Raw genomic sequence first — 11,729 nt, 5'->3', positions numbered from 1 at the left:
ATACCATTTCTAAAACGCCTTGTTATAAAACGCATATGTCATAAAACATTCTATACGATTGCAAAATCTAAGCTAACTTCATTAAAGCATCTGTCAAGGATTTTAACTGTTCATTCGCATCCTCAAAACTTGTGCCTTTTACGCCAATGTAGAATTTAATTTTAGGTTCTGTACCAGAAGGACGTACACAAACCCAAGCATCATTATCTAATTCGAAATATAATACGTTAGACTTAGGTAAACCAGTCTTTGAAACTTCTTTTGTTTCAAGGTTGATTACTTTATCCGTTTCATAATCGCGGAAGGATACTACCTGATAATCACCAAGTTGTTTTGGTGGGTTTTGACGGAAGTTTTCCATCATTTCCTTAATTTTTTCTGCACCTTCTACACCCTTTAAGGTCATTGTCTCAAGACCTTCACGGAAGTAACCATATTTCTCATAGATATTTAGCATCTGATCCCAAAGAGTAAGTCCTTTTGTGCTATAATAAGCAGCTGCTTCACAAAGTCCCATCACTGCAACAATTGCATCTTTATCTCTAGCATGAGTTCCAATGAGACAGCCATAGCTTTCTTCAAAACCAAACTCATAAGTACCTTTTCCGGCCTGTTCAAACAGTTTAATCTGCTCACCAATATATTTAAATCCGGTAAGTACTTCAACTAACTGAATATTATACTCTTTTGCTACCTTATCAGCCATATTGGTAGAAACGATAGTTTTTATGAGCGCACCGTCTTTTGCTAATGTGCCCATCTCCTTCTTTTGGCTTAGTAAGTACTCACAGATTAACATTCCAGACATATTACCGGTAAAAGAAACATATTCACCCGTTTTTGAATCCTTCGCATAAACACCAAGACGGTCAGCATCTGGATCAGTTGCTAATACTAAATCAGCATCTACATTTTTAGCTAAATCAAGAGCAAGTTGAAACGCCTTAGGATCTTCTGGATTTGGATATCCAACCGTACTAAAGTTACCATCTGGTAGTTCCTGTTCAGGCACTACAAAAACATTCTTAAAACCAAGTTCATTAAGAACTCGGCGTACTGGTAGATTTCCTGTACCATGAAGTGGAGTGTAAACAATCTTTAAGTCTCCTCCAACTTTCTTAATCACATCCGGATGAATTACCTGCTTCTTTAATTCTGCAATATATAAATCATCAATTTCTTTTCCAATTGTGTGATAAAGGCCTGCTGCAATCGCATCCTCTTTTTTCATTGTTTTCACTGTATTATAATCTGTTACATTATTTACTTCGGTGATAATCTGCTCATCTTTTGGATAAGTAATTTGAGCGCCATCTTCCCAGTAAACTTTATATCCATTGTATTCTGGCGGATTATGGCTTGCAGTAATAACAATGCCAGAGATACAGTTTAATGTACGAAGTGCAAAAGATAGCTCTGGTGTTGGACGTAGGGATTCAAAACGATATGCTTTGATTCCATTCGCACATAGACAAAGAGCAACCTCTTCACTAAATTCGATGGACATATTTCTGGAATCGTAAGCAATTGCTACACCACGATCTTCTCCATGCTCTTTCTTAATAAAATTAGCAAGTCCTTGTGTTGCCTTGCGAACGGTATATAAATTCATACGATTTGTACCAGCACCAATAATACCACGTAAACCTCCGGTACCAAATTCTAAGCTCTTATAAAAACGATCTTTAATTTCAATATCGTTCCCCTCTAAGCTCTTTAACTCTTCTTTTGTCTTCTCATCAAAGTACGCATCTTCACACCAAAAACGGTAGGTATCCAAATAATTCATATTTTCCTCCATACCTGCGCATGTTTTTCACGCATAGCAAGTTTGCGGCGCAGACACAAACCTGCTGGTTAAATACGTTACATTCAACCTTCAAAGTGCGAACCTAGATACTTTTCACACTTTCTAGCATACAAAGCAGGTGCGTAATCTTAGCGCAGTTTCGCCACGCTTTTTGGAGATTAATCTTCTGCATTATACATAGCACCTTTTTACCATACTATACTAACACAGTTTACTTCAATAATTCAAGATTGTTCTTAATTAAATTACATCGCTGTGTCACACAATCTACCGAGCGAAGTGGATCACTAGGAGTTTTAAAGACATAATCAATGAGTTGATCAATGGTAGTGGTCGCTACATGAAGTCTTGTATCAGAGGATGCATAGTATAGATAAACCTCTCCATTCTCTCTCGCAATCGCACCATTGGTAAAGACTACATTACTAACATCACCAACTCTTTCTTCTCCTCTTGGTGAAAGGAGCATTCCAGATGGTTCTGCAATCACTTTCCAAGGTTCCTTTAAATCCGTTGCAAATGCATAGATTACATAGCGTAAACCTGCTGCTGTATTTCGAACACCATGAGCAATATGAATGTACCCTTTTTCTGTTTTTATTGGTACTGCTCCCGCACCATTCTTTGCTTCGGTTATCGTATGGTATTTTCTTTGGCTTGTAATAATCTCTTCCTCAATGACAGGATTTAGGATATCGTCACAAAGTCCGAATCCAATTCCACCACCTGAACCAGTATCGATAAAGTCATCCATTGGTCTGGTATAAAATGCATACTTTCCCTGAACGAATTCTGGATGTAATACAACATTTCTTTGTTGTGGAGAGTGAAGTGTTTTAAGGTTTGGAAGCCTCTCCCACGTCTTTAAATCTTTGGTACGTACTATTCCCGCAGCTGCTATCGCAGCTGATAAGTCCTTTGTTCTAGTATCCTTACTTTCGGAGCAAAAAACTCCATAAATATAACCATCTTCATGTTTCGTTAAACGCATATCATATACATTCGTTTCCTCTTTACAAGTATCTGGAAGGATGATCGGATAATCTAAAAAACGGAAGCCATCAACACCGTTCTCACTTTCCGCTACTCCAAAAAAGGATTTGCGATCATTTCCTTCAATACGGGCTACTAAATAAAACTTTCCATTTAGTTCAATTGCACCAGCATTAAATACGGCATTCACGGAAAGGCGTTCCATAAAGAATGGATTCGTATCTTTATTCAAATCATATTTCCAAAAAGGTGGAATGTGGTCTCTTGTTAATATTGGATAAACATATCTGTCATAAATACCATTATATTCTTTCGTTTTTTCATTACTTCTAGCAAGAAGTTCTTCGTATTTTTGTAACTCCTCATAATAACGTTCGTGTATCATGATTCCCCCGATCTTACGCATGTTTTCAGCGCAGTATAAAAATATCCTTACATATTTCTTTTTATTATTTCAAAGCACATTCTACCATTGTGGTATGGACACTTCCATGGCTCTACAATAGGCTTTTTACTATATGGATTCCCATCTTTATCTACTTCCCAATACCACTCTGAACCTGTTCTTTTATCATGAACTTTCTCTAAGATAAACTGAAAGATATCCATTGCAGCCAGTAAAAATTTATTTTCATTACGATCAGACTCATATCCATTTAAAAATCCAACTACTGCCTCTGCTTGAACCCACCAAATTCTTGAGGTATTAACTATGCCTTTTTCACATTCATTTAATAGAGAATGATCTTGATAAGCAGTTTGATAAATCTGATTGGTTAAGTCCCTCGTAATTGGTTTTAATAAAGAATTATATTTTTGCTCATTTATAACATCAAGACCACGATCAATAAGCCATGCAGCTTCAATATCATGTCCATAGGAATGTAAATCAAGTATGCTGTTCATATGCTCGTCAAAAAATACTTCTTGTCGAAGTAGGTTCGGATTATACACCTTTGTCCGTATTGTATCAAGCATCCACATTAATCGCTCTTTAATTTCTACTTCACCTGTTACACGATAATACTCGGTATAGGCTTCGAAAACATGTAGTAATGTGTTCATCGTTTTATGAGCAATTACACCATTTTCTGAGAGTTTTTCATTATCAACTGGTTGAAATACTCGGTCAAAGGCTTCTAAATATCCAATGGAATCCGTACATTTCTTTTCGATTATCCCAATGATTGATTTCGCCAACGTGATGGCTTCCTCATTCTTAGTTGCTTCATAGTAGGAAGATAGCGCATAAACTGCAAAGGCTTGATTATAGGTATGTTTCGTTGTATCATATGCAGTCCCATCATAGCTTAACGACCAATAGATACCACCATTGATATGATCCAAACAATGGGCTTTTAAAAACTCATAGGCATGATCTGCATAAGATAGTAAGTCTTTCTCTCCAAGTAAATGGTATGCATTCGAATAAAACCACAAAATTCGACTATTCAAGATACACCCTTTTACTGCTTTTTTATCTACATGCAAGTCAAAATCAAGATACCCGTAAAATCCACCATTCTCTTCGTCTTTTAGTTTATTCCAAAAAGGAATGATTACCTCTGTCAGATGAGCTTTCGCAAGCTCTTTCATTTTTCTGTAGTTATCCATGGGTTTCACCTCGGCAAAAAGTTTTTATATGATAAAAGCATAATAACTAAATGCTTAATAAAAGAGTTTGTTATCATGCTATACATCCAAAGTTATAGTCGTAACATTAGGGATGCAAAGAATGTTTGCACCCCTAATATTAACAGGAAAGTCTCAATTCTAAAGCCTTTCCATGAAAGACTAGCCCCCCTAAGTCTTCCTTTAGGAAATTATCACAGATGCCAAATAAAAATCACTTTCAAGTTCTTTATCCGCTTCTATGATGGTAATTGTTAAGGTATGTTTCTTTTTCACATCTGAAACTAATATATCCTGTAAATATATACAATCTCCCCAGTTTTCTTTAAAGTTTGCATCAAGTATTACAGCATTTTCTTCCTGTCCGTCAATCACAGCTTTTGCGATTGGAGCAGGCTTATGAATCGTTTTCCTAAATTGAACTGATAATAACTTGCATTCAAGCTCAAATTCTATTGAATCTCCAACCTTAGAGGCAATGTATCCGCCCTTAAATAGATCAGTTATTCCATATTGTTCTTCTTCATCCTTAAGAAAACCATTTAATATAGGATTTAACTCAGAATTCTTATATCGAACAGATTCCTCATAACGGTTTGGTGTGATAGAATTCGGTAGCTCTATCTTCGAATCTATTATCCCATCCCTTGTCGTTGTAATGCTTGCAATCTTTTCGAGTGCTTGAGTAATTACATAAGCAACTAATTCATGGCCGTAATCATTTGGATGTAAGTTATCCGGAGTAATCTCTTCTTTAAGGAGTGTTCCCTTTCTTAACTCTTCAAAGATACTCTCCTTCATACTTACCATCGGAATCTGATAATGAGATCCTATTTTACTATGTATTCTCTGAGCATTGTTTCCTGTATCATATTGAACATTATGAAATAAAAGCAGTGCAGGTGAGTTTTTGGCCGATAAAATGGTCCGTATCAAGCCCTCATAAGTTTCCATGAACAGTTCGTTATCCTCATCATTCACACTAAATTCTGCAAACACAACGTCTGGTTCTTTTGATAATAAATCAGACTTTACTCTGGCCACTCCAAATTGAGAGGTGGTCGCACCGATTCCTGCATTTACAAACGTAAGATTATCATTCTGAAAATAAGTTTTCCACCATTCAAAAACTCGATAAGCATAACATGTATAAGGTGTACTTGATAGGGATCCCTGTGTTATAGACCCACCGATAAATCCGATGGTCAAAGGTTCCTTTTTTCTGGCTCTCTCCATTACATGATGGAATTTCTCTAGCTCCCCTAAAGAAATAATACCTCGTTGCGCCATACTGATTCTATCCATCCCATTGCCTCCCTAGAGAATTAAAGAATACCGATCGTATTATCATCTCCATTTACGACATGGTTTTCTTTGATATAATCAACGATTTCATCTACCGTAGTAAATGCTAATCCTACATAACTATCTGCTGCTCCATAATAGATTGCTATCTTACCGCTAGCAGCATCTGTTAATGCAGCACATGGGAATATAACATTAGCAACAAACCCTTTTTCTTCGTAATCCATCTCTGGAGTTAAAATAAAATTACCAGAACGGTATTTCACGATGGATGGATTCTCAAGATCAAGGATTGCTGCACCCATGCTGTAGACATAACCATTACAAGTACCGGTAACACCATGATAGAATAACAACCATCCCTCGCTGGTTTCAATTGGAGCAGCTCCGCCACCTATCTTTAAGGATTGCCACCACTGATTATATCCCTTTGTCATAACATGTTTATGCTTGCCCCAATATACTAAATCAGGACTCTCACTTACAAAGATATCACCAAATGGAGTATGTCCACTATCACTTGGTCTTGTTAACATAACAAAGTTACCATTAATCTTTCTAGGAAACATTACACCATTTCTATTAAATGGTATAAATGGATTATCTAATCGAATAAATGTCTTAAAATCTTCTGTTTTCGCTAAGCCTAATGCTGCACCATAAAAATCGGTACACCAGATGATATAATAAGTATCTTCTACTTTAATCAATCTTGGATCATAAGCATAACGAGGCATATAGGATTCCCCTTTTTCATTAACAAAAGCAATCTTTTCTTTTTCATAAGTCCAATGAATAGCGTCCTTACTATAACCTAAATAAAGATGCGGAACTCCATTGACTTGTTCTCCACGGAATACACCAATAAATTCACCCTGGTAAGGAACAACTGCACTGTTAAAAATACGTGCAACTCCAGGAAGTGGATTCCGTCCGATAATTGGATTCTCGGAATATCGCCAAACAGGGCCTTGGTAATCATTTGGCTTCTCCTGCCATGGTATATTTGGAAGGTTCTCGGTATACATTGTAACTTTACTCATGGTATCATTCTCCTTTGGGTATGTGAAATTCTAGCTGTCTAATCATGCGTTATAATCAAAGTATTTGGTATATTTATTGATACACAACTTATGAGGTAAAATGAACCATCTCCTACCATATTATAACACATATTTCCATTATATACTACCTCTTTTAATTCAAATTAAGTAATAATTTCATTTTTTTAATATATATTTAAGTAACTTATTATAGTATTTGCATTATAATTGCACTATCTTGAGTGCAAAACTGAGCTGTTACAAATCAAAGTTAAAAACCGATTCGCAACAGCTCATGTTCAACTATTGCATATCTTAAGAAGGTCTTACGTTTTTTTTCTGAATCATATTTTACCTAAATAATTAAATTAACCATTCTTGTTATAGCTTAAAATAAGTCATTATTTAAAGTATTGATCCAGCGCTTCCTGAACTAAGTTCTTTGTCTCTTCTGCATACTGAGCTGCTGTCTTTTCTCCACTCATAATTGGAACCATAGAGAAGTTATCTCCAAGGCCTAGATTACCCCACATATCAAACTGTTCTCTCTTACCCATCAACTCTAAGTATTGATAGTTTCTCTCAGTCATCATCATGTTCTGGAACCATTCAACATCATCACGAAGTTCTGTATCACCCTGATACCAGTTAGTCCAATCATAGAATACGTTATAAACTAACTCAGGATCCTCTACGCCATTTGGAATAAAGTAGTAGTTACCAGAGGTCTTCATCATCTTATTGTTTTCATAACTTCCGCTAGGTCCAGTTGGCCATGGCACACATGCGATTTCAAAACCAACATCAGGTGACATACCAAACTCTTTGAATATCCAAGCTGCGCCAGTAAAGAAGCAACTCTTTTGCTGTGCATAAAGTTGGTTGTTCACATTCCAGTCGTCTTGATTCCAAGGTGCTGCAGTATGATCTTCATTGTAAATTTTGTAGATAAAGTCCATAGCTTCAATTGTGGCAGGGGAACTTAAGGTTTCTGTTGCGCTACTTGCAATTGAAGTACCATTAGACATACATAAATTTTCGATCAGCACTGTCCACCATCCGGAATATCCATATACATCTGTAGTTCCATCCCCATTGGTATCCTTTGTTGTAGCAATTAGGTACTCTCTAAATTTATCCCAGGTCCACTCTCCTCTGTCATAAAGATCTTGTGGATTCTCAAGTCCAGCCTGTTTAATCATATCAAGGTTAAAAGATAATGGATTACCACCAAGCTGACTCGTCTTTGCTACTGGCTTAAATAAATAGTTATTATCAATTCCACTAAAGGAAAGATAACTAAGTACGGTTTGATCAGTAAAGATATCACTGTCAGCTGCTGCAAATTTTGAAATATCCATTGCATATCCACTTAACGCTGCTGGTGCACCGAACTGAAGGTCTGTTTCATAAATATCAACGTCTGGTTTACCGGACATAATGGAAGTATTGATACTTTCCATAATACCATTCCAAGTAAGGTTAACAAAACGGAACTCTACGTTGTATTTTTCTTCGATTGCTCTCATGTTATCTAACTGCATCTGAGCTAATTCTACATCAGTTACATCAGGATTTTCTTCAATTGTTTCATGATCCGAAGTATAGTAATGCTCATACCAAGTTCCTACCTTAATGATTCTCTTACCATCTGCGGTATATTCTGCACGTCCTGAACCAGATGGTTTACTTGCCTCTGGCGTATTTTCTGGTGCCTTTGTTGCTTGCGTAGTAGGTGTTGCATTATTATTAGAATTACTTGGCGTATCATCTTTCTTGCTACATCCAGCAATGGAGAACATCATTGCAACAGTTAAGCCAAGAGCTAAGATTTTATTCATTCTTTTCTTCATATTGAAACCTCCATCAATATTTTATATGGTTTAAGAAATATTGCGATTACTCTGCAGGATAGCCAATTGTTACACCGTATACTTCCCAAGCCTGCTCACCTTCTGCCTGTAAAATTGCAAGAGAACTAGCAAAATCTTCGGTACCAAGTGCTGCTACAATCTGATCATAAGTAATCTGACATTTATTACCCTCCGCATTCTTAGCTGCAGCGCCTTGTGCGATTCTAGTCCAACCAAATGGTGCGCCATCAGCTGGAACCGCTACTAACCATACATTACCAGGGGAATTATAGCTAATCGTAACCACACAACCTGGTTTTAAGAGGGAAGCATCAAAGGTTCCATCGTTAATTGTTGTATTAACACCAGCCTGAGACCATCCATCTGCTTTTACTGCGAAGCCTTCAATTGCAACTTCATCTTTTACCTTTACCATAGGAGGTGCATATTCACCAATGGTTACACTATATACTTCCCATGCCTGGTCGCTTTCACATTGAAGAATATTCAAAGAACTTGCAAAATCTTCGGTTCCAAGTGCTTCTACAATCTGTTCGTAAGTGATCTGACACTTATTATTCTCATCATTTTTCGCTGCTGTCTGTTGTTGTATTCTGGTCCAACCATATGGAGCTCCATCAGCTGGAACTGCTACTAACCACACATCTCCATCGGACTTATAGTTGATAGTAACAACAGAACCTGGTTTTAATAGAGAAGCATCAAAGGTTCCACCATTTAATGTGGTATTAACACCTGCCTGAGCCCATCCATCGGCTTTCACTTCGAACCCTTCAATTGCAACATCATTCATGGTTGCAGGAAGTGGCTTTGATTCATAACCAATTGTTACTGATTTAATTGACCATGCAGCTTCACCTTCCCCCTGTAAGATAGCAAGAGAACTTGCAAAGTCTTCGGTTCCAAGAGCCTCTACGATTTGATCATATGTAATCTGACAGGTTGAATTACTGTCATTCTTAACTGCAGTCTGTTGCTGAATTCTAGTCCAGCCATATGGTGCACCATCTACTGGAACTGCTACTAACCACACACTACCTTCGGAGGTATAGTTAATGGTAATAATACAACCTGGTTTAATCAAGGTAGCATCAAAAGTACCTTCATTTATTGTAGTATTAACACCAGCTTGTGACCATCCGTCACCACTTACATTAAAGCCTTCAATTTCTACTGTATCTTTTACCCTTGTTAAGTTAGACCAATCTGACTCACCGAATCCATCTGGTTTATCAAAGGAAACTGTAGTATCTACTGCCATTGCATTACCGTTTGCATCACGGATTACAATATTATCAATATAAAGATCTGCAGAACCAAATCCCTGATCTTTTCCGTTATCGGTTTCTTTTGTAAGGATGAAGAAGTTTTTAGCGCCAGCTACAAAATATTGAGCCTCATTGTCTAATAGACCAACTGCTTTATTTGGATTCTTCGTTTCTAGGTAAACAGACCAAGGATCTCTGGATTCTTTTCTATCTGTTCCGCTATATGCATATACATTACCGGAAACAGCACGGAATGTTCCATCCTCATAAGCAACCGTAACATCCATTTCGATGGAACGTACTTCTGCTACCTTATCTCCAAGTAAACTTGAGGTGTCAATTGCAATGTAAGGAACTTTATCTTCCTGTACATCCACCTTAAGCTGTTTCGAACCATTGAAGTCTTCTACCGTTAACACAGATTTATCTGCATTACCAGGAGCTGTATTCAACTCAATAAATCCATAATTACCATCTTCAAAATCAATACCAACGAAAGGTTCTGGAGTTGGTTCAGCAGTTGGTGCTACGGTAGCAGTTGGTGCTACAGTTACTTTATCAGCATCCGTAGGCTTATCGTCCTTTTTGCTACAAGCAGACATAGAGAAAATCATAACTAACACAAGAAAAATAGCTAAAAATCTTTTCTTCTTAAACATACTACTCCTCCTTATACTATAGATCATTTTTCTTTCAGTAAACCTTTGTTACTGTAAGAATTCATAAGCTGATATAAACCATTCCCCTGCGGATTATACCAAAGTAAAATCAACCCCTTTCTTAAATTTATACAAATCGGTTAACCAACAATACCGCTTCGTTCCACGCCTTCAATAAATCTCTTCTGTAAAACTACATAAACGATAATAACCGGTAAGATAACCAATACGATTCCCGCATATAGATAAAGTCTTGCGATTCCTGGTGTCATAATTTTATCTACATTTGATATGGTTTGTTGTAAGGTCGTTATCTTTCTACTAATTACTATGTCAGGGCTAATGTTAAATAAATTACCGAAAAATGTATCATTATACTGCCAAACCAGAGAAAAAATTGCTACTGTTAATACAGATGGAATCGCATTTACTAACATAATACGAAAATAGGTGTACCACATTCCTGCTCCATCCACAAAAGCTGCTTCCTCAATCTCTTTTGGTAATCCGCGAAAGAATTGATTAAAGATATAAATATAAAGTCCAGATCGTAATCCACATCCAAATAAAGTCATAATAAACATTGGTTTTGCTGAACCTAGATAATTCGGTACCTTTCCAGTGATCAAAGAAATCAGCCCAAGAGGGTCAAATTCTTGAAATGTTACATAAATCGGTAATATAACTGTATGTGTCGGTATTACAATCATTACGACAACCAAACCAAATAACAATTTCTTCAGTGGAAATTCAAACCTAGCGAATCCATATCCGACCATGGAGCAAATTACTACTTGAATCACCATAAGGCTAAGTACATAAGCCATAGAATTTCCAAGTGTTTTGATGTAATCAAGGCGTAGCCATGCTAATCGATAGCGTTCCATGGTAGGATTTTGAGGTATAACATAAACTAGTTTATTTGCAAAGTCTGAGTCTGAAAAAAACGAACTACTAATAATCCCGATGAGTGGACCCAATATAACGTAGCAGATACCCACCAATATCACAATTCGAAATAACCAGAGAAGAGCTTCTTTTGATTTTCTAACGTATTTTTTTCTTTTATTTTCAAACAGTTTATCGTTTTTCAGCTTTTCGATTTCAGTTTTATATTTTTGAACTAATTCCATTCTGCTCTCCTT

General features: G+C 36.7%; 8 protein-coding genes. All 8 read right to left on the bottom strand.

The genetic code is table 11. The features are described from left to right. Positions 1 to 67: 67 nt before the first annotated feature. Positions 68 to 1,789, bottom strand: a complete 1,722-nt coding sequence (locus tag CC92_RS0113740) for a phospho-sugar mutase (protein ID WP_029504725.1) — start codon at positions 1,787 to 1,789, stop codon at positions 68 to 70. Between the two features lie 232 nt (positions 1,790 to 2,021). Continuing rightward, the gene (locus CC92_RS0113735) at positions 2,022 to 3,188 is read right to left on the bottom strand and encodes a glycosidase (protein ID WP_029504724.1); all 1,167 of its coding nucleotides are present in this window, start codon (positions 3,186 to 3,188) and stop codon (positions 2,022 to 2,024) included. 47 nt (positions 3,189 to 3,235) lie between these two features. Next, positions 3,236 to 4,417: an AGE family epimerase/isomerase gene (locus CC92_RS0113730; protein WP_029504723.1), complete on the bottom strand. Its 1,182-nt coding sequence runs from the start codon at positions 4,415 to 4,417 to the stop codon at positions 3,236 to 3,238. Positions 4,418 to 4,618: 201 nt separating this feature from the next. Next, positions 4,619 to 5,740, bottom strand: a complete 1,122-nt coding sequence (locus CC92_RS0113725) for an SGNH/GDSL hydrolase family protein (RefSeq protein WP_029504722.1) — start codon at positions 5,738 to 5,740, stop codon at positions 4,619 to 4,621. A 20-nt stretch (positions 5,741 to 5,760) separates the two neighbouring features. Beyond that, a complete protein-coding gene (locus tag CC92_RS0113720; protein WP_029504721.1) occupies positions 5,761 to 6,783 on the bottom strand; it encodes a glycoside hydrolase family 130 protein in 1,023 nt (340 codons plus the stop codon). Between the two features lie 401 nt (positions 6,784 to 7,184). Continuing rightward, a complete protein-coding gene (locus tag CC92_RS0113715; protein WP_029504720.1) occupies positions 7,185 to 8,636 on the bottom strand; it encodes an ABC transporter substrate-binding protein in 1,452 nt (483 codons plus the stop codon). A 46-nt stretch (positions 8,637 to 8,682) separates the two neighbouring features. Next, positions 8,683 to 10,584 (bottom strand): hypothetical protein, encoded by a 1,902-nt coding sequence (locus CC92_RS0113710; protein ID WP_029504719.1) that lies wholly within the window; start codon positions 10,582 to 10,584, stop codon positions 8,683 to 8,685. A gap of 140 nt (positions 10,585 to 10,724) precedes the next feature. Next, on the bottom strand, positions 10,725 to 11,717 hold the full coding sequence (locus tag CC92_RS0113705) for a carbohydrate ABC transporter permease (RefSeq protein ID WP_029504718.1): 993 nt from the start codon (positions 11,715 to 11,717) through the stop codon (positions 10,725 to 10,727). Between the last annotated feature and the right edge of the window lie 12 nt (positions 11,718 to 11,729).

Origin of the sequence: Lachnoclostridium phytofermentans (genome assembly GCF_000733755.1) — a bacterium.
Classification (GTDB): domain Bacteria; phylum Bacillota; class Clostridia; order Lachnospirales; family Lachnospiraceae; genus Lachnoclostridium; species Lachnoclostridium phytofermentans_A.
Note: the sequence above shows the minus strand (reverse complement) of the source record. Positions and strands in the feature narration are given on the sequence as shown.

What these genes read in the sequence shown, in the direction of transcription:
- CC92_RS0113740 (WP_029504725.1), bottom strand. Translation starts at nt 1,789, where the DNA reads ATGAATTATTTGGATACCTACCGTTTTTGGTGTGAAGATGCGTACTTT.
- CC92_RS0113735 (WP_029504724.1), bottom strand. Translation starts at nt 3,188, where the DNA reads ATGATACACGAACGTTATTATGAGGAGTTACAAAAATACGAAGAACTT.
- CC92_RS0113730 (WP_029504723.1), bottom strand. Translation starts at nt 4,417, where the DNA reads ATGGATAACTACAGAAAAATGAAAGAGCTTGCGAAAGCTCATCTGACA.
- CC92_RS0113725 (WP_029504722.1), bottom strand. Translation starts at nt 5,740, where the DNA reads ATGGATAGAATCAGTATGGCGCAACGAGGTATTATTTCTTTAGGGGAG.
- CC92_RS0113720 (WP_029504721.1), bottom strand. Translation starts at nt 6,783, where the DNA reads ATGAGTAAAGTTACAATGTATACCGAGAACCTTCCAAATATACCATGG.
- CC92_RS0113715 (WP_029504720.1), bottom strand. Translation starts at nt 8,636, where the DNA reads ATGAAGAAAAGAATGAATAAAATCTTAGCTCTTGGCTTAACTGTTGCA.
- CC92_RS0113710 (WP_029504719.1), bottom strand. Translation starts at nt 10,584, where the DNA reads ATGTTTAAGAAGAAAAGATTTTTAGCTATTTTTCTTGTGTTAGTTATG.
- CC92_RS0113705 (WP_029504718.1), bottom strand. Translation starts at nt 11,717, where the DNA reads ATGGAATTAGTTCAAAAATATAAAACTGAAATCGAAAAGCTGAAAAAC.